Genomic DNA, 21,755 nt, shown 5'->3' with positions numbered 1-21,755 from the left:
CAAGCAGTTGCGAATCACTCTCATTGGTTAGGGTCGGGCGCGCGATTTGCCTGCACAGCTTTTCCATCGCCGCTGATAGCTGGGTTGGCGGCGGCGGGTGGTGCGGGATCGAGCTGCTGGTAGCATGCCTGCGCCTCGGCGGCGGGGCCGCGGCGCAGCGGCAGCGCGAGCAGTCGCACCACCTCGATCCGCTCGCCGATCGGCAGCACCAGCGTCTGCCCGACGTGCACCGCGCACGACGACCGCGTCACCCGCCGCCCGTCGAGCCGGATATGCCCCGCCGCGACCAGCGCCTGCGCCAGGCTGCGCGAGCGCGCAAAGCGCAGGAACCAGAGCAGCTTGTCGAGCCGGATGCTGCCCGCGGCGCCGGGTGTCCGCATCAGTCCTTGCGGCTTTCGGCAAGCAGCGCCGCGAGGCCCGCGAATGGGCTGTTCGGCGACGGGCTGCGCCGCGCCGGACGGTCGGGACGCGGCGGGCGCGGCGGATCGGCGCGCGGTTTTTGCAGCGTGTCGGGTTTGCCGCGCTTGCCCTTTGCCGCCTGGGCGGGCGGACGGCGCAAATCGCCATTGGTCGCGGCGCGCGGCGGGGCGTCGCCGCCCTTGCGCGGCGGTTTGCGGCGCGGCCGCTTGTCGGGCTTGCGCAGCCCCGACCAGCGCCAGCGATGCAGCGCCGGTTCGCCGACGCTGCGGAACCCGAAACTGCCGAGCAGCCCGCGCCGCGTTTCCTCGTCGAGCCCAAGCGAGGTGGCGAGCGCGGGGTCGATGACAAAGCCGGGCGGCGGCGCGGCGGCAACGCCTTCGGCCTCGTCGCCCGCGCCATGATCGTCGTCGTGATGATCGCCGCTGCCCGCGATCGGCGCGGTCGGCGGCGCCGATGCCTGCATCCGCGCGGCATGCGCCTGCCGCGCTAGCTTTTCGGCCATGTCGATGCGCAGCCAGCCCGACGCGCAGCGGCGAAAGCCCGCGATCGTCAGCCCGGCGTGGCTGCCGGTCTTTTGCAGCACCGCGCCGTGCGGGGGCAGCGCCGGCACCGGCGATCCCTGCTGCGCAGCGGTCAGCGCGGCGCGCCAGCGCACCGCCTCGGGCTTCAGCAGCGTCGGGTGAAAAATGTCGAGCGACCCGATGGTGAGCCCCAGCTTGCGCAGTTGCGGTCGCTCGTCGGGGGCAAGCGCGGCCAGCTGATCCTCGACCGCGGCGCGGCCGATCATCCCGCTGTTATCGGTGAGCGCCGCGAGCAGCGCACGCACCCGCGGCGGGGTGAACAGGTCGCCCGCCGCCTCGCCCATCGCGGCGAGCGGCGCGGCGTGGCGCGCCAGCTGCTGCGCGACAAAGCGCTGCAACCGCTCGGCAATTGCCTGCACTTGGACGGGTTCGAGCCGCCGCAGCGAGGGGTCGACCTGGATCGACGGCTGGACCAGCGTCGGCCCCTTCGCCAGCGTGGCGATGGCATGACCGTGCCACGCGAGCCGCGGCGCGGCGCCCGCTTCGGCGACCAGCGACAAAGCGCTGTCGTCACCCTCTGCCAGTGCTGTCGCGCGGCGCGCCAGCTCGGCGCGCAAATGTTTTTCGGCGGCGGCGAGCAACATCCGGTGATCGCTCGCCTTGGCGACCGGGTCGACCTTGAACTGAAAGCCTTTCAGGGTGCCGATCGCCTCGCCATCGACCGCCACCGTGCCGTCGGGCCCGACCGCAACGGGCAGCGCCGCATTGCGCTGTCCGGCATCGCGCAGCAGCAGCGCGAGCCGTCGGTCGACGAAGCGCTGAGCCAGAGCCGCGTGCAGCGCGTCGGACAGCCGCGATTCGAGCGCCTGTGCCTGTTCGGTCCACCCCGCCGCGCCCGCGATCCAGTCGCCGCGCTGCGCGATGAAGCACAAAGTCCGCACCGCGGCGATGCGGCTCGCGAGCTGGTCGATGTCGCCTTCGACATCGTTGAGCTTCGCCAGCCGCCGCGCGAACCAGTCGGGATCGATCATCCCGTCGCCGCTGGTCCGCCATTGCCACAGTTTGAAGATCGTCCGGCTGTGATGCTCGGCGCCCAATTGTTCGAAATCGGGCAGGCCGCAAATGTCCCACAATCGCTGGACCGCGTCGAAATCGCCGCCGCGCGCGCGCACCTCCATGTCGCCGGCCAAATGCCGCAGCACCGCAATGTCGACCGCCTCGGGGGCAGGGCGCAGCACCGGCTGCGTCGGCGGCTGCGCCAGGTCGGACAGCAGCTGGTCGAGCGAGCCGAAACCGGGGGTCGGATTGCGCCAGAACAGGCTGGGCAGCGGCGGGAAATGATGCCCCTCGATCGCCGCCACTTCCTCTGGGGTAAAGCCCCCCTGCGGCAGCCCGACGGTGCCGAAACTGCCGTCCTGCTGGTGCCGCCCGGCGCGGCCGGCGATCTGCGCCATTTCGGCGATTGTCAGCCGCCGCAGCCGTCGCCCGTCGAATTTTTGCAGGCTCGCAAAGGCGACATGCTGGACGTCGAGGTTCAGCCCCATGCCGATCGCGTCGGTGGCAACGAGATAGTCGACCTCGCCCGCCTCGAACATCGCGACCTGGGCGTTGCGCGTCCGCGGGCTGAGCGCGCCCATCACCACCGCGGCGCCGCCCGAAAAACGGCGCAGCATTTCGGCGATCGCATAGACTTCCTCGGCCGAGAAAGCGACGATCGCCGATCGTTTGGGCAGCCGCGACAGTTTCGACGTGCCGGCATAGCTCAGCGTCGAAAAGCGCGGGCGGGTGACGATTTCGGCTTCGGGGACGAGATTTTTCACCAGCCCGCGGATGCTCGCCGACCCCAGGATCATCGTTTCTTCGCGGCCGCGCGCGCGCAGCAGGCGGTCGGTGAAGACATGGCCGCGCTCGGGATCGGCGCCGAGTTGCGCTTCGTCGATGCCGACGAAGGCGACGTCGCGTTCGATCGGCAGCGCCTCCATCGTGCCGAGCAGGTAGCGCGCGTCGGGCGGGATGATCCGTTCTTCGCCGGTAACCAGCGCGACCTGCGCGGCGCCTTTGATCGCGACGACCCGGTCGTAAACTTCGCGCGCCAGCAAGCGGAGCGGGAAGCCGATCATGCCGCTCGAATGGGCGGTCAGGCGCTCGACCGCCAAATGGGTTTTGCCGGTGTTTGTGGGGCCAAGGACAGCCTTGACCGGCTGGGAAGAGGATGACGTCATTATCTTGGGTACCAAGCTGGCATGGCCGCGAGCGCCGCGCAACAGCGGATCGTCGAACCGCGGGGCAGCGGCCGATTTTTCCGCCGGCCTTGCATCATATCCCACCCCCGCCACAACTGGCCGCAACGCGCCGCGGCAAATCGGCCATTAAATTGACTTTAACGACCTTTCTTTACAGACAGGCGGCCGAAATATCATTCGGCGGCCGGGTTATGGGAGGCCCGTCGAGCGGGGGTTGCAGTTTGTTTCAGCGTCACGAACCCATCGCGGGGATGTCCGGCAATGCGGCCGCCCTCACGATGTCGCAAGCGATCCCGCTGCGGCGTGCCGATTCGGATTCGGACGCGCTCGGCTGGCGCGACCGGCTGGCGCAGCTCGATCTGGTTCCCGACCTGGGGGACAATATCGGGTCGGCCGAATGGTGGCGCGGGCTCGCGACATTAACCCTGTTGTGCGGCACCGCGATTGCCACTTTCCCGGGAATTCAGCCGCTTAGTATCGGTGGTACCCCGGCGCTCGACACCGCCGACTTCAACGAAGCACGCGCGCAGATGATCGTGCCGCTGGCGCTCGGCGGCGACACCGGGCGGCACATGGCGGCGACCGATGCGGTCCGCCCACTGACCCAGACCCCCGAACGCCCGCAGATCGAACTCACCGCCACCCTGGGCAGCGGCGACAGCTTTGCACGCCTGCTCGAACGCTCGGGCGTCGGCAGCGGCGAGGCGCAGGCGCTGGCGAATCAGGTGTCGAGCGCGGTACCGCTCGCCGACATCGCGCCGGGGACGCGGATCGACCTGATCCTCGGCCGCCGCGCCGCGCGCACGATGCCGCGCCCGGTCGAGGCGCTGGCGATGCGTGCGCGCTTTGACCTGCGCATCGAAATGGAGCGCGAGGGCGACCGGCTGGTGATGCGGCGCATCCCGATCGCGGTCGACAATACCCCGCTGCGCATCCGCGGCCGGGTCGGCGACAGCCTGTACCGTTCGGCGCGCGCCGCCGGGGCGCCCGCGACGGCGATCCAGTCATACCTGCGCGTCATCGGCCGCCAGATTTCGGTCGGCAGCGACATTCGCGCCAATGACGAATTCGATATCATCGTCGATTACCGCCGCGCCGAAACCGGTGAGAGCGAGACCGGCAAGCTGCTCTACGCGGGGCTGGTCCGCGGCGGCAAAGCCAAGCTGTCGATGCTCGAATGGAATGTCGACGGCCGCGTGCAATGGTTCGAGGCATCGGGCGTCGGCGAACAGCGCGGCGGCATGGCGCGCCCGACCAACGGACGCATCACCTCGACCTTCGGGATGCGCCGCCACCCGATCCTCGGTTATCGGCGGATGCACAGCGGCATCGATTTCGGCGGCGGGTACGGCGCGCCAATCTATGCGGTCACCGACGGGGTCGTGTCGATCGCCGGCCGCCACGGCGGTTATGGCAATTTCGTCAAGCTCAACCACGGCAATGGCCTGGGTACCGGCTATGGCCATATGAGCCGCATCGCAGTGCGCCCGGGCCAGCGGGTGGGTCGCGGTCAGGTGATCGGCTATATCGGCTCGACCGGCCTGTCGACCGGCCCGCATCTGCACTACGAACTCTATCGCAACGGGCGCGCGGTCAATCCGTCGTCGGTGACCTTTGTCACCCGCGCCTTGCTCGAGGGCAAGGCGCTCGCCGACTTCCGCGCCCGCATCCGCGCCCTGACCGCGATCGCCCCCGGCGCCGCACTGGCGCCGATCGCGCCGAAACAGATCGAGGGGCCAAAACTCGGCAGCCTCGCCGATGTGGCGTCGAAAAGGGCAGAAGGCGGGATTTGAAGAAACTTCGCCCTCCCCTTCAGGGGAGGGAAGCGAGACTTGGCAGCTTGCTGCCTAGTCGCAGCGGGTGGGCCCCATAGGCGTTTCGCTATGCCGCTGGCCCCCACCCCAACCCCTCCCTGAAGGGGAGGGGCTTTAGAAGAACCATTTGCCCCGCGCCCGCACCCCGCTATGCACGCCCGATGACCCACGCCGCCTTTCCCGACCTCCGCCTCCGCCGCACCCGCCGCACCGGCTGGAGCCGAGCGATGGTGCGTGAGACGGTGCTGTCGCCGTCGAACCTGATCTGGCCGCTGTTCGTCTGCGACGGTTCGGGCGCCGAGGAGCCGATCGCCAGCTTGCCCGGGGTGTCGCGCTGGTCGGTCGATCGGCTCGTCGATCGGGCGCGCGACGCCGTCGCCGCTGGCATCCCGTGCCTTGCGCTGTTTCCCTACACGCAGCCCGACCGGCGCAGCGCAGATGGCGCCGAGGCGCTCAACCCCGACAATCTGATGTGCCGCGCCACCGCCGCGATCAAGCAGGCGCTCGGTGACGACATCGGCGTACTCACCGACGTTGCACTCGACCCCTACACCAGTCATGGGCAGGACGGGCTGTTGGGCGACAGCGGCTATGTCCTCAACGACGAAACGGTCGACGTGCTCGTCGGACAGGCGCTCAATCAGGCGCGCGCCGGCGCCGACATCATCGCGCCCAGCGACATGATGGACGGCCGCATCGGTGCGATCCGCGAGGCGCTGGAGGTCGAGGGGTTCGGCCATGTCCAGATCATGAGCTATGCCGCCAAATATGCCTCAGCCTTCTACGGCCCGTTCCGCGACGCGGTGGGCTCGCGCGGGCTGCTGAAGGGTGACAAGAAAACCTATCAGATGGACCCGGCCAATGCCGAGGAAGCGCTGCGCGAGGTCGCGCAGGATCTGGCCGAGGGCGCCGACAGCGTGATGGTCAAGCCGGGGCTGCCCTATCTCGACATCGTCCGCGCGGTTAAGGATCATTTTGCGGTTCCGGTCTATGCGTATCAAGTGTCAGGCGAATATGCGATGATCGAGGCCGCAGCGGCGGTGGGCGCGGGCGACCGCGACGCGCTGGTGCTGGAAACGCTGCTGGCGTTTCGCCGCGCCGGGGCATCGGGGGTTTTGAGCTATCATGCGCTGCACGCGGCGCGGCTGCTGAACGAATAATCGAATAAGGGGTGGGCTTTTTATGACTGCGTTACCGCGGCGCTGGCTGTTTGTGCTGACCATCCTGGTCGGCAGTTTCCTGCTCTTTCAAGTCCAGCCGATGGTCGCGCGGATGGTGCTGCCCAAGCTTGGCGGCGCGCCCGCGGTGTGGAACAGCGCGATGCTGGTCTATCAGGCGCTGCTGCTCGGTGGCTATGCCTATGCCCATTGGCTCGGCCGCTTCACGGTGCAGCGCCAGGCGATCATCCATGTCGTGCTGTTTCTGGTCGCCGCGCTGTGGTTGCCGATCAGTATCGCGCAAATCGCGCCGCCCGGCCCGGGGCAGGAGGCTTTGTGGGTGCCGCTGCTGCTGCTCGCCTCGATCGGTCCGGTCTTCTTCGTGGTGTCGGCGCAGGCGCCGTTGATGCAGCGCTGGTTTGCTGCCGACCGCCAAGCGGGCGATCCTTATTATCTTTATGCCGCATCGAACCTCGGCAGCTTTGCCGGGCTGATCAGCTATCCGGCGCTGGTCGAACCCAGCCTGCCGCTGGCGGCGCAAAGCTGGGGCTGGACCGCCGGCTATGCGCTGCTCGTCCTGCTGGTTGCAGCCTGCGCCGCGGCGCGCTGGCGTGGCCGCGCCACCGACGCGGCGGGTGACGCCGCCGCCGCGGCCGACGAGCCGCGCCCGACGTGGCGGCGCCAGCTCCGCTGGCTGCTGATTGCGGCGGTGCCGTCGGGGCTGATGCTGTCGACGACGACGCATCTCACCACCGACATCGTCGCCATGCCTTTGCTGTGGGTATTGCCGCTGGGGCTGTACCTGTTCAGCTTCGTGATCGCCTTTTCGACGCTGGACCGGCTGGTCCAGATCATCACGCTGATCGCACCGGTGGTGCTGCTCGCGGTCGGCGGGCTCGGGCTGATGAGCTCGGGGATCGGTTCGATGCTGGTCGCCATGGCCAGCCTCGCGATGCTGTTCGTCGTTGCGACCGCGCTGCACGGCTATCTCTATCATCTGCGCCCGGCGCCGCGGCACCTGACGCTTTTCTATCTGGTCATGTCGGCGGGCGGCGTGCTTGGCGGGCTGTTCGCGGCGCTGTTTGCGCCGCTGATCTTCGACTGGGTGTATGAGCATCCGTTGCTGATCCTCGCCGCCGCGATGCTGCTGCCGCTGCCGGCGCTATTGCCGTGGGACCAGTGGCTGAAACTGGGCGACCGCGCGGTGCGGCTGGCCCTCCTGCTGTTCATCGCGCTCGCGATGTTCGCCGCCCAGCACATGACCGGCGAATGGACCGGCCGGCTCGACAGCGTCGCCATGTGGGGCGTCGCGGTGTTTGCGATCGGCATATTGGTGATCCGCTGGCGCTGGGCCTTTGTCACTGTGCTGGCGTTGCTGATGCTTGGCCTCGGCGGCTGGAGCACGATCATGGAAAGCTTTTCGGACGCGCGCGTCCGCAGCTATTTCGGGGTCTATACCGTCACCGACTATCCGCAGCAGAAACAGCGCCGACTGGCGCATGGTACGACGCTGCACGGGTTGCAGCGCACCGATCCGGCGCACCGCCGCGAACCAACGACCTATTATGGGCCGCAGTCGGGGGTCGGGCTGACGCTCGCCAAGGCGGAAGCGCTCGCCGGGCCGCAGGCGTCGATCGGCATCGTCGGGCTGGGGGCGGGGACGCTCGCCTGCTATCGCCGCCCCGGCCAGCAATGGACGATTTTCGAAATCGATCCGGTGATGGTCGATATCGCCCGCGATCCCAAAAAATTCACCTTCCTGTCCGATTGCGCCGGCGACACTCCGATCGTGATCGGCGATGCGCGCCTGAAAATCGCCGAGCAGCCCGCGGCGCGCTTCGACATATTGGTGATCGACGCCTTTTCGTCCGACGCGATCCCGCTGCACCTGCTGACCAGCGAGGCGATCGGCATCTACGAACGCGCGCTGAAACCCGACGGCGTGCTGCTGATCCATATCTCGAACCGCTTCTTCGGGTTGGAACCGGTGCTGGCGACGGAGGCGAAGGCGCGCGGCTGGGCGAGCGCGATCCGCCGGGATCCGGGGCCGATCAACGACGAACTCGGTGACCTGACCGGGTCGAACTGGGTCGCGCTGACCGCGACGCCGCAGCGGATGCAGCAGCTGACCGGGGGGCTCCGGCCGCGCGGCGACGCTGCGCGCGACGGCGCCTGGGTGCCGCTGAGCGCGCGCCCGGGCTTCGAGCGCTGGACCGACGATTACGCCTCGACGCTGCCGGTTCTTTTGTGGAAAAATGTCATCGGGAACCGCGACCAATGACCTACCGCGACATCAGCATCATTACGGTCAATGGCAAGACGCCGCAGATCGACCCCAGCGCCTTCATCGCGCCGGGGTGCAGGATCATCGGCGACGTGACGATCGGCCCCGACGTCAGCATCTGGTATAATTGCGTGCTGCGCGCCGACGTCAGCCGGATCGTGGTCGGCGCGCGCTCGAACATTCAGGACGGCAGCATCGTCCATTGCGACGGCCCGATGCCGCACCGCCCCGAAGGCTTTCCAACGATCATCGGCGAGGATGTGCTGATCGGCCATCTCGCGATGGTCCACGGCTGTACGCTCGCCGACCGGGCGTTTGTCGGGCTGAAGGCGACGGTGATGAACGGGTGCCGCATTGGCAGCGACGCGATGCTCGCTGCGGGCGCGCTGCTCACCGAGAACAAGGAAATTCTAACCCGCGAACTCTGGGCCGGATCGCCCGCGCGGCGGGTACGCGAGATCGACGATGCGCAGGCCGCGGGGATGCAATTGGGCGTCGCGCATTATGTGATGAACGGCCGGATGCACAAGGCGGCGGTGGAGGGTTGATTGCAAAACCGGCCTGTCGACACGAACGGAAAAAGAAAGGGCGCCCCGATCTCTCGGAGCGCCCTTTCTTTTTGAACCGCTGTTCTCAGTTTAGCTGAAGTTCACCATCGCATAGAGCATCGGGATCGACAGCAAGGTGTTGGTGCGCGAAAAGATCATCGCGGTCTTGGCGGCCTTGGCCTTGGTCGCATCGTCGGCCTCGACGATGCCCAGCGCCTTTTTCTGGTTCGGCCAGATCACGAACCACACGTTGAACGCCATGATCAGGCCCAGCCACATGCCGACGCCGATCAGCTTGTAGGGATCCTGCAGGCCCAGCGCGGGGACCAGATACTTCGCGTGGCCCGCGATTGCGACGCCCAGCAGCACGGTGATCAGCGCCGCCCAGCGGAACCAGAACAGCGCGGCGGGCGCGATATGCTTGCCGACGGCGGGTTTCAGTTCGGCCGGGATCTTCGGCATCGTCGGAATCTGGACGAAGTTGAAATAATAGAGCAGGCCGATCCACAGCACGCCAAAGAAAGTGTGCAGCCAGCGCATGATTGCATTGCCCGCGGCGATCCCGTCCTCGAAATTCTGGCCATTGAGGCCGAGCATCAGGATGATCGCGAGCACCAGCCCGGCGCCGAGCACCGCGTGCAAATTGCCGAAAAATTTGTCCATTGCAGTTTCCCCCTGTTTTTGCGGCACGGGAAGCGACCCGGTGCCGAACGGCATCGCTATGCCAGCGTCGGGGGCCGGACTCAACTTTTGTCGGTTGCCGCCTCGTCGGGCACCGCCAGCCCGTTCTTCAGCATCACCGGCACCTGCGTCAACGTGAACAGGAACGATAATGCGGTGATCCCCCACACCTTGACCGTCAGCCAGGTGTCGAAACTGAACCGGTCCTGCTGGATCAGCACATACATGACATGGTTGGCGACGCCGAGCGCGGCAAAAAACAGCCCCCAATTGCGCGACAACAGCAACCAGCCCTTTTCGGTCACCCCCTCCAACGCGGACTGGAGCAGATATTTCAGCATCGGTTTCCTGAACCACCACCCGCCGAGCAGCAGCGCGGCAAAGGCGCCATAGATGATCGTCGGCTTCATCACGATAAAGCGTTCGTCGTGGAACCAGATGGTCAGCGCGCCGAACCCGATGACCAGCACCCCCGACAGCCACAGCATCGGCGAAATCTTGCCCAGTTTCCACTTCGACACCGCCATCGCGATGACGATCGCGACCATGAAGGCGACAGTGCCTTTGATCGCCGCGGCGGTCGCGGCGAACGCGCCTTCGCCGCCCGAGGTGAATTTATAGGTGAGGAAAAAGACGAGTAGCGGCCCGAAATCGATCACGAAATTCAGCCAGCCATGTTTGGCGGGCGGTGCCGCCGGAATCGCCTCGGGGCCGGTCGGCGGCACGTCGATGGGGGAGGCGGTCATCTTATATTTCCTGCGATAATGGCGGCGATCTCGTCCGCGTCGAACGGGCGAAGGTCGCCCAAGGTTTCACCGATGCCGATCGCGTGAATGGGAAGCCCGTGGCGTTCGGCCGCCGAAACAAGCACCCCGCCGCGCGCGGTGCCGTCGAGCTTGGTCATCACCAACCCCGTGACGCCGGCGACCTCGCGGAACACATCGATCTGCGACAGCGCGTTCTGACCTGTCGTCGCGTCGAGGACGAGCACGACATCGTGCGGTGCGGCGGGGTTGAGCCGCCCCAGCACTCGCTTGATCTTGGCGAGTTCGTCCATCAGCTCGCGCTTGTTCTGGAGGCGTCCGGCGGTGTCGACGATCAGCACGTCGATGCCGGTCGCGGTCGCCTGTTTGACTGCGTCGAACACGATACCCGCGCTGTCGCCGCCCTCGGGCCCCGCCATGATCGGCACGCCCAGCCGCTCGGCCCAGACCTTCAGCTGGCCGATCGCCGCAGCGCGAAAGGTGTCGCCCGCGACCAGCATCACGCCATAATCCTGTTCCTGGAACAGATGCGCCAGCTTGGCGATGGTGGTGGTCTTGCCCGACCCGTTGACCCCGATCACGAGGATGACCTGCGGGCGCGGAAAGGCGTCGATGTCGAGCGGTTCGGCGACCGGGCGCAGCACCGCCGCAATTTCTTCGGCGACGATCTTGCGCAACTCCTCGACGCCGCCCGCGACCGCATCGCGCCGCGCGGCGAGCCGCTCGCGGATGCGGCCCGCCATCGCCGGACCCAGGTCTGCGGTGATCAGCGCTTCTTCGATGCGGTCGAGATCATCTTCGTCGAGCCGTGCCTTGCCGGTCAGCCCCGCCAGATTTTCGCCCAGCCGTTCCGACGTGCGCTTGAAACCGCCGAGCAACCGGTCGCTCCAGCTTTGCCCGCTCATGCCGCCTGCTCCGTGGCGGTCAGCCGGTCGCCGTCGCGTGCGCCGATGTGGACCGGGACGATCGTTCCGGCGGCGGCAGGTGCGCCCAGCGTCAGCGCGGCAAAATTCTCGGCATGTCCGCTCAGCCCGTCGCGCTCGACTAGCATCGCCGCGGTGCGGCCGACCTGCGCATCGAGCCATAGGTGACGGCGGCGCATATTGGCCTCGCGCAGCGTCGCGGCGCGCTCGCGCGCCACCGCGCGGCCAACCTGCGGCATCCGCGCGGCGGCGGTTCCGGCGCGCGCGCTGTACGGAAAAATATGGCCAAAGACGATGTCGCAATCGTCGATCAGGGCCAGCGAATTGGCGAACATGTCTTCATCCTCGGTCGGAAATCCGGCGATCAGGTCGGCACCGATCGCAATCGCGGGTCTTGCGGCTTTGAGCCGTGCGACGAGCGCGACGGCATCGGCGCGGCGGTGGCGGCGCTTCATGCGGGTCAGCACCATATCGTCGCCCGCCTGCAGCGACAGGTGAACGTGCGGCATGATGCGCGCTTCCTGTGTCAGCAGCGCGAACAGCGCATCGTCGATGCGGTTCGGGTCGAGCGATGACAGGCGGAGACGCTGGACAGGCAGGGTGAGCAGCGCCTCGATCAGCGCCGCCAGACTGGTGCTGCTGTCGTCGCCATAACTCGCGAGGTCGACCCCGGTCAGGATGATCTCGCGCTGCCCGCGATCCAGCGCGGTGCGCGCGGCCTCAACCACCGCCTCGACCGTCGCCGAGCGCGCCGTTCCGCGCGCCATCACCGTCGCGCAAAAGGTGCAGCTGTGTGAGCAGCCGGTCTGGACGCCCAGAAAGGCGCGGGCGTGGTCGGCGCCCGAGAGGGCCGGGGTATAGGTGCCGGGTCGCGTCGGCGCGGCGGTTCGGCTGCCATAGCTCTGGGCCAGCCCCTTGGCATCGTTCCGTACCACCCGCGCGCCCATATCGGCAAAGCTTTCGGCCTCCAGCTCCGCCGCGCACCCCGTTACGACAACATCCGCCCCCGGCCGCTCGCGCAGCGCGCGCCGCACCGCCTGCCGCGCCTGGCGCATCGCTTCGTCGGTCACCGCGCAGCTGTTGAAGACAATCGTCTCGCGTGCACCGGCTTCGACCGCCGCGGCGCGGATCGCTTCGCCCTCGGCAATATTCAGCCGGCAGCCGAAATTGACGACGTCAAGCCCGCCGTCCAACACCGCACCGCTCATCCGAACTGCGCCCAGTCGGTCTCGCCCTCATATACCCGCGTCGCCGCGCCGCTCATCACGATCGGCTCGCCCGCCGTCCAGCGGATGATCAGGTCGCCGCCGGGCAAGGCGACGGTCACCGGCGACCGGACCAGCCCGGCGCGGATCGCCGCGACCGCGGTGGCGCAGGCGCCGGTGCCGCACGCCTGCGTCAACCCGACCCCGCGCTCCCAAACGCGCAGCTGCAACTGGTTGTCGCCATCGAGGCTCGCGACATTGACGTTGACGCGCTCGGGAAACAGCGGGTCGGTCTCGATCCGCGGGCCAAGCTCGTCGAGTGCGACGGCGTCGGCCTCGGGCACGAAAAAGACGATGTGCGGGTTGCCGACATTGACCGCGGCACCATGCTCCAGCTCGTCCCACGCAACCGGCATGTCGCGCGTGTCCATCGGCATCGCGAGCGGGATATGCTCCCAGTCGAACGACGGCTCGCCCAGCACGACTTCGGCGCCGCCGTCCGCAGGCGTGACGCGCAGCATCCCGCCCAATGTTTCGATCACCGCGGGCTGGCCGATCAGCGTCGCGACACAGCGCGTGGCATTGCCGCACGCCTCGACCTCGCCGCCGTCGGCGTTGAATATCCGCATCCGCACGTCGGCCTTAATCGACGGTTCGAGCAGGATCAGCTGGTCGCACCCGATGCCGTGCCGCCGGTCGGCGATCGCATGCGCGCGCGCCGGGGTCATCTCGACCGCGCTTGTCCGCGCGTCGATGACGACAAAATCATTGCCCAGCCCGTGCATCTTGGTGAAGCGATCCGCCATAGTCCGCGCATGTAAGGGTGCAGGACGGGGAAGTCTAGCGAGGCATACGGACCTTCCCCCTTGATGGGGGAAGGATATGCAGCCTTATCGCGCAGCGATTAGGCGGAGTTGGATTGGGGTGATGGTGCGTCCTTGCGCCGTAGCTTCAGGGCGCAAGCGCACCCCCACCGCTGCGACTAAGCCAGCGAGCTGGCAAGTCTCGCTGCCTCCCCCATCAAGGAGGAGGGGAGCAGTTTAGGCCGTCTTGCGCAACTGTTCGGCGCCGTCGGCGTCGGACCCGGTATCGGGGCTTGTCGGCGGCACCATCGGCGTGCGGAGCAAGCCGCGGTCGGCGAGCAGGCGTTCGGTGTCGGCGGCCGATGCGGCGCGGCCGAAATACCAGCCCTGGCCCTTGGCGCAGCCGAGCCGGGTCAGTTCGATCGCGGTCGCCTCGTCCTCGACCCCTTCGGCGGTGATCGGCATCGCCAGGCTTTCGCCCAGTCGCACGATCGCGACGACGATCGCCTGCGCATCGGGGCTGCCGCGCATCGCCGCGACAAAGCTGCGGTCGATCTTGATCCGGTCGAACGGCAGCGCGCGCAGGTGCGACAGCGATGAATAGCCGGTGCCGAAATCGTCGAGGCTGAGCGACACGCCCTGATTTTTAAGGCTGGTGACGATCGAGCGGACGAGCGGCAGATTTTCGAACAGCGAGCTTTCGGTGATCTCGACCTCGAGCTGGCTGGCGGTGAAACCGACCTCGACCAGCAGCTTGGTCAGCTTCTGACTGAACCACGGATCCTTCAGCTGCTGCGGCGAGATATTGACCGCGAGCATGATCGAGGGATCCCAGCGCTTGGCGATCTCCATCGCGTTGCGGATCACCTGGAGCGACAATTCGCCGATCAGCCCGCTTTCTTCGGCCACGGGGATGAAGCGTTCGGGCGGGATCATCCCATATTCGGGTGATTCCCAGCGCATCAGCATCTCGAAACCGACCAGGCGGCCGCTGGCGATGTCGACCTGCGGTTCGAAATGCGGCACGAATTCGCCACGCGGCATGCCCTCGCGGATACCGGTTTCGATCTGGTTGCGGACCTGCACCGCCATTTCCATGCCGGCTTCGAACCAGCAATAGCGGTTCCGGCCTTCGTCCTTGCAGTGATACATCGCGATGTCGGCCTGACGGACCATGGTTTCCATCGTCACGCTGGCGTCTTCGGCAAGCGAAATGCCCAGCGAGGCGCCGATGCGGATCTGCTGGCCGTCATGGGTGACCGAATTGTCGAGCGCGGTGACCAGTTCGGCGGCGAGGGCGTCGATGTTGGCGCGCGCAGCGGGCTCGAACGCCAGCATCGCGACAAATTCGTCGCCGCCCAGCCGCGCCTTGGTCGCATTGGGCGGCAGGATCGTCGAAATGCGTTCGGCGGCGACCTGTAGCACGCGGTCGCCCGCGGCGTGGCCGTGGATGTCGTTGACGGTCTTGAAATGGTCGAGGTCGAGCAGGAACAGCGCGACCTGGCGCTTGTCGGCGATCGCATCGACGATCTGCTGCTGGCCGGTCGCGAGCAGCGCGCGGCGATTAAGGAAACCGGTCAGCGGATCGGTATCGGCCAGATAGCGCGCGCGCTGTTCGGCCTCGGTGCGTTCGCGGATTTCGCGGTTGAGATCTTCGTAGCGGCGCCAGCCGAACAGGATCAGCGCGACGTTGAGCACCAGCGCCGCGGCCAGCGCGCGGTCAGGGCCGCCGCCGATGCCAATCAGCGTGCGGACGACCGCCTGCATGACATTGCTGCCCGTCCCGACGAACAGCAGGATCGCCGCGACGACGATTCCGCCCGCCACGATGTCGCGTTTGGCGCTTTCGCTGCGATCGGGCTGGCTCGACGTCGATATCATATGATTTTTCCCCACCATCGCGGCCATAATGCGCGCAAAGCGGTGAAATTTGGGTTAAGCGAGCGTTCGCGGCCGCAGCTTGCCTTCGCACCCATATTTGTGTAGAGGCCGCCGCGTCCGGGCGCATATTGCGCATGGGCATATCGACATCCGCGACGGAAAACCTGTCCACGGATACCGCTGGTTGGCGAGGTTTCGCTCACCGGCGTGTTTTGCGTTGCGGGCGTCGAAGACAAGGATTTGTGGCTGTGTTCGATAGTCTGAGCAACCGGCTTGGCGATGTTTTCGGGAAGCTCCGCGGTCGCGGCGCGCTGACCGAGGCCGACGTGCGCGCCGCGATGCGCGAAGTGCGAATCGCGCTGCTCGAGGCTGACGTCGCACTGCCCGTCGTGCGCAGCTTCATCGATCAGGTCACCGACCTTGCGATCGGCGCGAATGTCCTGCGCTCGGTCACCCCGGGGCAGCAGGTCGTCAAGATCGTCAGCGACGCGCTGACCGAGATGCTCGGCTCCGAAACCGCCGAACTCGACCTCGCCGTCACCCCGCCCGCGGTGATCATGATGGTCGGCCTGCAGGGCTCGGGCAAGACGACGACGACCGCGAAGATCGCCAAGCGGCTCAAGGAAAAAGAGCGCAAGAAGGTGCTGATGGCGTCGCTCGACGTCAATCGCCCCGCCGCGCAGGAACAGCTCGCCGTCCTCGGCGCGCAGATCGACGTCGCAACCCTGCCGATCGTCGCGGGGCAGCAGCCGGTTGAAATCGCCCAGCGGGCCATGCAGGCGGCAAAGCTTCAGGGCTTCGATGTCCTGATGCTCGATACCGCGGGCCGCCTCCACGTCGATCAGCAGCTGATGGACGAGATGCAGGCGGTGTCGCGCACCGCGAACCCCGCCGAAACCCTGCTCGTCGTCGACAGCCTGACCGGTCAGGACGCGGTGCAGGTCGCGCAGCGTTTTACCGATCAGGTGCCGCTCACCGGCGTCGTGCTCACCCGCATGGACGGCGACGCGCGCGGCGGTGCCGCGCTCTCGATGCGCGCGGTCACCGGCAAGCCGATCAAATTCGCGGGCACCGGCGAAAAGCTCGACGGGCTCGAACTCTTTCAGCCCTCGCGCATCGCGGGCCGCATCCTCGGCATGGGCGACGTCGTCAGCCTCGTCGAACGCGCCGCCGAAACGATCCAGGCCGAAGAGGCCGAGGCGATGGCGGCGAAGATGGCCAAGGGCATCTTCGACCTCAACGACCTCCGCACCCAGCTCAACCAGATGCGCCGCATGGGCGGCCTCGGCGCGCTCGCCGGCATGATCCCCGGGATCAAGAAGGCGCAGGCGCAGATGGCGGCGGGCGCCGCCGACGACAAGATGCTCATCCACTTCGACGCGATCATGGGGTCGATGACGCCCAAGGAACGCGCGAAGCCCGAAATCCTGACCGCGAAGCGCAAGATCCGCATCGCCAACGGATCGGGCACGACTGTGCAACAGGTCAACAAGGTGCTGAAGATGCACCAGGAAATGGCCAGCGCGATGAAGAAGATCCGCAAGATGGGCGGGCTCAAGGGGCTTGGCGCGCTGTTCGGCAAGGGCGGCGGCATCCCCGGCATGGGCGGTGGAATGCCCGGCCTTGGCGGCGGTGGATCCATCCCGCCGGAACTCGCAAATTTTATGAACAAAAAGAAGTAATTAAACCCGAATTTCAGTTTACAGACAAAAGGAAAATATCATGGCTACCTCTATTCGCCTCGCTCGCGGCGGTTCGAAAAAGCGTCCTTATTACAAAATTGTCGTTGCTGACTCGCGCAGCCCGCGCGACGGCCGCTTCATCGAACGCATCGGCAGCTACAACCCGCTGCTCGCCAAGGACAATCCCGAGCGCGTCAAGCTCGACGCCGACCGCGCGAAGCATTGGCTGAGCGTCGGCGCCCAGCCGAGCGACCGCGTCGCCCGCTTCCTCGACGCCGCCGGTGTCCAGGAACGCGCCGCGCGCAACAACCCGAACAAGGCGGTCCCGGGCGAAAAGGCCAAGGAACGCGCCGAGGAAAAGGCGCAGAAGATCGCTGACGCCGCAGAAGCCGCCGCTCCGGCCCCTGAGCCCGAAGTCGAAGCGCCGGCCGAAGAAGCTGCCGCCGAAGCGCCCGCCGCTGAAGAAGCTGCCGCTCCCGAAGCTGCTGAATCGGACTCGACCGGTTCGGTGAAGAGCGAAACCACCGCCGAAGCGGTGGCCGAAGCCGTCGCTGACGAAACCCCCGCCGACGCGACCGCCGAAGACGCGACCGCGATGGCCGAACAGGCTGCCGAAGGCGGCCCGGCTGAAGAAGCTCCGGTTGCTGAAGAAGCTGCCACCGAAGAAGCGCCTGCTGAAGAAGCCGGCGAAGAAGCCAAGGCCTAAGTCTTGGCCAACGCTGATCGTCCCGTCACCCTGGCCGCCATCGCCGGCGCGCATGGGGTGCGGGGCGAGGTGCGGCTCAAGCTGTTTGGTGAAGGCGCGGACACTCTCCGCGCCTTTTCCATTTTCGACGCAGGCGCGCGCAAGCTGACCCTGAAATCGGTGCGCCCCGCCAATCAGGGCGCGGTGGCAACCTTTGCCGAAATTACCGATCGCTCGGGCGCCGAGGCGCTGCGCGGCACCGTCCTCACCGTCCCGCGCTCGGCGCTGCCGCCGCTGGGCGAGGGCGAATATTACCACCACGACCTGCTCGGCCTGCCGTGCGTCTCGACCGACGGTGGTGCCATCGGCGAAGTCGTCGCGGTCGAAAATTTCGGCGCCGGTGACATCCTCGAAATCGCCAAGCCCGACGGCAAACGCTTCATGGTCCCGATGAACGACCGCGCCGTTCCCAAGTGGGGTGAGCAAGTGGTGGTTTCCAGCGATTTCGTCGAATGAACAGGATCGCGGTTCTTTCCGATATTCATGGCAATCTCCCGGCGCTGGAGGCCTGCGTCGATGACGCGCGGCAGCGCGGTTGCGACCAGTTCATCAACTTGGGCGATATACTCTCAGGGCCATTATGGCCGGTCGAAACCGCTGCCTTCCTGCGCCCGCTCGATTGGCCGACGATCGCCGGCAACCATGAGCGCCAATTGCTGACCCAGACGCGCGATCAAATGGGCGCGTCGGACCTTTATGCCGACGCCGTGATTGGCGAGGGCGACCGCGCGTGGCTTCGAACCCTGCCGCCGACGCTGGCGTGGCGGCCTGACATATATCTGTGCCACGGAACGCTCGAAAGCGACCTTGATTATATGCTGCACGATGTGAGCGAGGCGGGGGTGATCGATACGCCGCCCGACGCGGTGGCGGCGCGCGTAGCTGAGCGGCGCGAGCGGCTTGTCCTGTGCGGGCATAGCCACGCCCCGCGGCAGGTGAAGCTGTCCGACGGACGGACGGTTGCCAATCCGGGCAGCGTCGGGCTTCCCGCCTATGATTGGGACCGACCGCACTATCACGTCATGGAAACCGGCTCGCCCGATGCCCGCTATGCCGTCGTCGATGGCGACACGCTCGCCGTCGAGCTGGTAGCGGTCGCCTATGACCATGAAAGCGCCGCGCGCAAGGCAGAGGGCGAGGGGCGCGGCGACTGGGCGCTGGCGCTGCGTACGGGCCGTGCCCGATAGCGATGTTGCTGCCATAGCGCGCGAATGATAGCCCCATGGAATTCGGAGAAGGGGATTCCATGAAGACGTTGTTTTTGCTTACCGCCCTGCTGGCCGCACCACTTCCCGTCCAGGCCAAGGACGCCCCGCCCCGGAAACTCGAACAACTTACCCCTGAAATCGACGCGCTGTTTCTAAAGTTTCAGGCCGACGCGCATATCCCCGGCATGGTCTATGGCATCGTCCAGGATGGCAGGCTCGCCTATGTAAAGGGCGTCGGCGTCCAGACGCTTGACGACAAGCGCGCGGTCACCGCCGATAGCCGGTTCCGCATCGCGTCGATGACCAAGGCGTTCACAGCGCTGGCGATCCTGCACCTGCGCGATCAGGGCAAGCTGCGCCTCGACGACCTGGCTGAAGATCATATTCCCGAAATGAAGCGCTGGACCTATCCGACCAGCGACAGCCCGCGCATCCGGGTGCGCGACCTGCTCCACCACGTCGGCGGGCTCGTCACCGACGACCCCTGGGGTGACCGGCAACAGATTTTGTCGCAGCAGGACTTCACAAAAATGATCGCCGCCGGGGTGCCGTTCAGCCGCACCCCGCAAAGCCAGCATGAATATTCCAACTATGGCTATGCGCTGCTCGGGCGGATCGTCGCCAATGCCTCTGGCATGGCCTATACCGACTATGTCCAGCGGACGATCCTGACCCCGCTCGGCATGACCAGCAGCGGGTTCGACGTGACGAAGACGCCGAAAGCCCATTACGCCCGCGGCTATCGATGGGAAAACGACGCCTGGTCGCCCGAGCCCGAGATGATCGACGGCGCGTTCAACGCGATGGGCGGGTTGCAGGTCAGCGCCAATGATTATGCCAAATGGGTCGCGTTCCTGCTCTCCGCCTGGCCAGCGCGCGATGCCGCCGACCACGGGCCGGTCAAGCGCGCAACGGTGCGCGAAATGGCGCAGGGGCTCAATTTCGTGACGGTAGCCAACCGCATCGGCGCCAGCGGCGCCACCGCGTGCAAACAGGCGGCGGCCTATGCGATGGGCTGGCGCGTGGCGCAGGATTGCGACCTCGGCCTGACGCTGGCGCACGGCGGCGGTTATCCGGGTTACGGGAGCCATGTGATGCTGATGCCCGACCATGGCGTCGGGGTGTTTGCGCTGTCGAACCGCACCTATGCGGGGCCATCGGCGCCCGCGTGGGACAGCGCGGTGGCGATGGATCAGGCGGGTTTGCTGCCCGGACGCGCGGTGCCGGTGACGCCCGCGGTGGCGGATGCCTATGCTGCTGTGCGGGCGGCTTATGCGGCGGGCAATCTTGCGCCGCTCGACGGCAAGCTGGCGATGAATTTCCTACTCGACCGGTCGGCGGCGAATTGGACCGCCGAGTTGGCGCGCCTGAAAGGTGCGGTCGGCGATTGCCCGACTGCCGAGCCGCTGGCCCCGACGGGGGCGATGTCGGCGAGCTTCCGCCTGAATTGCGCTAAGGGCCAGCTCGACGGCATGCTGCTCCTGGCGCCGACGACCCCGGCAACCATCCAGGCGCTGCGCTTTCGCGTCGTGGTGCCTTGAGGTCCGCGCTCAAGCCGCCTCGATAAACACCACCCGATTGCGCCCGCTTTCCTTCGCGGCGTACAGGTTGATGTCGGCCGACTTCATCGCGGCACCGAAACTTGTGTCGCGGCCGATATGGACCAGCCCCATGCTCGCGGTCACCGGGCGTTCGAGCAGCGGCACCATCTGCGCGACATAGGCGCCGATCCGCTGGCGCAGCCGTTCGGCCTCGATCGCGACCGCGGCGGGAGCGCCGCGGAACAGCAGTGCAAATTCCTCGCCGCCGACCCGCGCCGCCAGCGCCGATCCCGATCCCAATGCGACCCCCGCGGCAAAGATCACCCGGTCGCCGACGTCATGGCCGTGGCGGTCGTTGATTGCCTTGAAATGGTCGAGGTCGACCAGCGCGATCGCTACCGGAGCGTCGTCGTTGAAACTCGCCTCGATCGCGCGGCGGTTCGGCAGCCCGGTCAGCGGGTCGGTGTGCGCGATGATCCGCATCGCCTCGGCCTGCGCGCGCGCTTCCTGTCGTTCGCGGCGCAGGCGCACCAGGCGGTCGAGGATGCCAAGCGCGGTGAGCATGACTTCCAGCCCCAGCGCGGGGAACAGCAGGAACAGGAAACTGGCAAAGGGCTGCCCCAGCACCAGGTCGTGAAACAGGCTGACGCCATAAACGCCGCCGATCCCGCTCCACGCCGCCGCCTGATAGCGGGCGGTGCGGCTGCCGCGGCGCAGCGCGATGACGACGGTCGCGGCGCACAGCGCCAGCATGACGACCAGCACGCCGCTGCGCAGCATCATATAGGACGACACGTCGGGCATCAGCGTCGCGGGGGTGGTCAGCAGGATCAGGACGGGCGGCCAGCCGAGCCAGCGGTACAGCCGCGGGCCGACCATCCCCGGCTCAAGATAGGACCGCAGGAACGCCCCCGACACGACCAGACTCAGGTCGAAGAAGATCGTGATCCACACCTGACGCGCAAAGCCGTCGGGCGCCAGCCACGGCCCCATGGCCAGCGGCGACAAGGCCACGGCCAGCGCGAAATAGCAGAAGGTGCGGGCGCTTTGCCAGATCAGGAAGCGTTCGCGCAGCAGGCCGAAAAAGGCGGCATTATAGGCGAGCGAGAACAGCAACAGCCCCAGAAAAACGCCGGTCAGCACCCCGTCCCAGGTCATGCTGGTCGCATCGGCGAACGAGGATTGCGCGCGCGCGGGCGTCGCGGCGGCCAACAGCCCCGCGCCCAACGCCAATATTCGCGCTCCTCGCGCCATGCGACCCCCGTCATTATGAACGGCGGACGCTAGGCGTGGAGCGGCTGATTTTTGGTTAACAGCGCGTTCGGAATGTGGTGA

Annotated in this window: 17 protein-coding genes and 1 pseudogene; 9 read left to right on the top strand and 9 right to left on the bottom strand. The window is 67.0% G+C overall.

Annotation, left to right across the window (positions count from 1 at the left end; all coding sequences use genetic code 11):
* Positions 1-20: 20 nt before the first annotated feature.
* Positions 21-380 (bottom strand): RNA-binding S4 domain-containing protein, encoded by a 360-nt coding sequence (locus tag ACTIFP_RS00435; RefSeq protein ID WP_439566755.1) that lies wholly within the window; start codon positions 378-380, stop codon positions 21-23.
* Positions 380-3,163: a helicase-related protein gene (locus tag ACTIFP_RS00430; RefSeq protein ID WP_439566754.1), complete on the bottom strand. Its 2,784-nt coding sequence runs from the start codon at positions 3,161-3,163 to the stop codon at positions 380-382. Before ACTIFP_RS00430 ends, ACTIFP_RS00435 begins: the two co-directional genes overlap by 1 nt.
* A 299-nt stretch (positions 3,164-3,462) precedes the next feature.
* Between ACTIFP_RS00430 and ACTIFP_RS00425 the strand changes: the two genes are divergently transcribed.
* From ACTIFP_RS00425 to ACTIFP_RS00410, 4 genes are all read left to right on the top strand, one after another.
* Positions 3,463-4,977 carry a M23 family metallopeptidase gene (locus ACTIFP_RS00425; RefSeq protein WP_439566753.1) on the top strand — a complete coding sequence of 505 codons (1,515 nt, stop codon included), beginning with the start codon at positions 3,463-3,465 and terminating at the stop codon, positions 4,975-4,977.
* A 182-nt stretch (positions 4,978-5,159) separates the two neighbouring features.
* On the top strand, positions 5,160-6,158 hold the full coding sequence (hemB, locus tag ACTIFP_RS00420) for a porphobilinogen synthase (RefSeq protein ID WP_439566752.1): 999 nt from the start codon (positions 5,160-5,162) through the stop codon (positions 6,156-6,158).
* A 22-nt stretch (positions 6,159-6,180) separates the two neighbouring features.
* Entirely contained in the window at positions 6,181-8,436 is a 2,256-nt protein-coding gene (locus ACTIFP_RS00415) for a spermidine synthase (protein WP_439566751.1), read from the top strand.
* Positions 8,433-8,987: a gamma carbonic anhydrase family protein gene (locus ACTIFP_RS00410; protein ID WP_439566750.1), complete on the top strand. Its 555-nt coding sequence runs from the start codon at positions 8,433-8,435 to the stop codon at positions 8,985-8,987. Before ACTIFP_RS00415 ends, ACTIFP_RS00410 begins: the two co-directional genes overlap by 4 nt.
* A gap of 90 nt (positions 8,988-9,077) precedes the next feature.
* Here the strand turns inward: ACTIFP_RS00410 and ACTIFP_RS00405 are convergent, their stop codons facing one another.
* The 6 genes from ACTIFP_RS00405 to ACTIFP_RS00380 all read right to left on the bottom strand — a co-directional run bounded on the left by ACTIFP_RS00405 (position 9,078) and on the right by ACTIFP_RS00380 (position 15,244).
* Positions 9,078-9,650 carry a urate hydroxylase PuuD gene (locus ACTIFP_RS00405; RefSeq protein WP_439566749.1) on the bottom strand — a complete coding sequence of 191 codons (573 nt, stop codon included), beginning with the start codon at positions 9,648-9,650 and terminating at the stop codon, positions 9,078-9,080.
* Between the two features lie 80 nt (positions 9,651-9,730).
* On the bottom strand, positions 9,731-10,414 hold the full coding sequence (locus ACTIFP_RS00400) for an inner membrane-spanning protein YciB (protein WP_439566748.1): 684 nt from the start codon (positions 10,412-10,414) through the stop codon (positions 9,731-9,733).
* The gene (ftsY, locus tag ACTIFP_RS00395; RefSeq protein ID WP_439566747.1) at positions 10,411-11,337 is read right to left on the bottom strand and encodes a signal recognition particle-docking protein FtsY; all 927 of its coding nucleotides are present in this window, start codon (positions 11,335-11,337) and stop codon (positions 10,411-10,413) included. Before ftsY ends, ACTIFP_RS00400 begins: the two co-directional genes overlap by 4 nt.
* The gene (locus ACTIFP_RS00390) at positions 11,334-12,563 is read right to left on the bottom strand and encodes a MiaB/RimO family radical SAM methylthiotransferase (RefSeq protein ID WP_439566746.1); all 1,230 of its coding nucleotides are present in this window, start codon (positions 12,561-12,563) and stop codon (positions 11,334-11,336) included. The genes ftsY and ACTIFP_RS00390 overlap by 4 nt, the downstream gene beginning before the upstream one ends.
* Positions 12,560-13,366 (bottom strand): diaminopimelate epimerase, encoded by an 807-nt coding sequence (gene dapF / locus ACTIFP_RS00385; protein WP_439566745.1) that lies wholly within the window; start codon positions 13,364-13,366, stop codon positions 12,560-12,562. Before dapF ends, ACTIFP_RS00390 begins: the two co-directional genes overlap by 4 nt.
* A gap of 234 nt (positions 13,367-13,600) precedes the next feature.
* The gene (locus ACTIFP_RS00380; RefSeq protein ID WP_439566744.1) at positions 13,601-15,244 is read right to left on the bottom strand and encodes a putative bifunctional diguanylate cyclase/phosphodiesterase; all 1,644 of its coding nucleotides are present in this window, start codon (positions 15,242-15,244) and stop codon (positions 13,601-13,603) included.
* Between the two features lie 248 nt (positions 15,245-15,492).
* Between ACTIFP_RS00380 and ffh the strand changes: the two genes are divergently transcribed.
* The 5 genes and pseudogenes from ffh to ACTIFP_RS00355 all read left to right on the top strand — a co-directional run bounded on the left by ffh (position 15,493) and on the right by ACTIFP_RS00355 (position 20,420).
* Positions 15,493-16,926, top strand: a complete 1,434-nt coding sequence (ffh, locus tag ACTIFP_RS00375; RefSeq protein WP_439566743.1) for a signal recognition particle protein — start codon at positions 15,493-15,495, stop codon at positions 16,924-16,926.
* Between the two features lie 40 nt (positions 16,927-16,966).
* Positions 16,967-17,419, top strand: a pseudogene (gene rpsP / locus ACTIFP_RS00370) (30S ribosomal protein S16); the annotation flags it as partial.
* Between the two features lie 216 nt (positions 17,420-17,635).
* Complete coding sequence (gene rimM / locus ACTIFP_RS00365; protein WP_439566742.1) at positions 17,636-18,127, top strand: ribosome maturation factor RimM; 492 nt, start codon at positions 17,636-17,638, stop codon at positions 18,125-18,127.
* Positions 18,124-18,858, top strand: coding sequence for a metallophosphoesterase family protein (locus ACTIFP_RS00360; RefSeq protein WP_439566741.1), 735 nt, complete (start codon positions 18,124-18,126; stop codon positions 18,856-18,858). The genes rimM and ACTIFP_RS00360 overlap by 4 nt, the downstream gene beginning before the upstream one ends.
* Positions 18,859-18,917: 59 nt before the next feature.
* Positions 18,918-20,420 (top strand): serine hydrolase domain-containing protein, encoded by a 1,503-nt coding sequence (locus ACTIFP_RS00355; protein WP_439566740.1) that lies wholly within the window; start codon positions 18,918-18,920, stop codon positions 20,418-20,420.
* Between the two features lie 9 nt (positions 20,421-20,429).
* Here ACTIFP_RS00355 and ACTIFP_RS00350 read toward each other — a convergent pair whose 3' ends face one another.
* The gene (locus ACTIFP_RS00350; RefSeq protein WP_439566739.1) at positions 20,430-21,653 is read right to left on the bottom strand and encodes a sensor domain-containing diguanylate cyclase; all 1,224 of its coding nucleotides are present in this window, start codon (positions 21,651-21,653) and stop codon (positions 20,430-20,432) included.
* Between the last annotated feature and the right edge of the window lie 102 nt (positions 21,654-21,755).

Source organism: Sphingopyxis sp. (assembly GCF_051861155.1).
Classification (GTDB): domain Bacteria; phylum Pseudomonadota; class Alphaproteobacteria; order Sphingomonadales; family Sphingomonadaceae; genus Sphingopyxis.
Note: the sequence above shows the minus strand (reverse complement) of the source record. Positions and strands in the feature narration are given on the sequence as shown.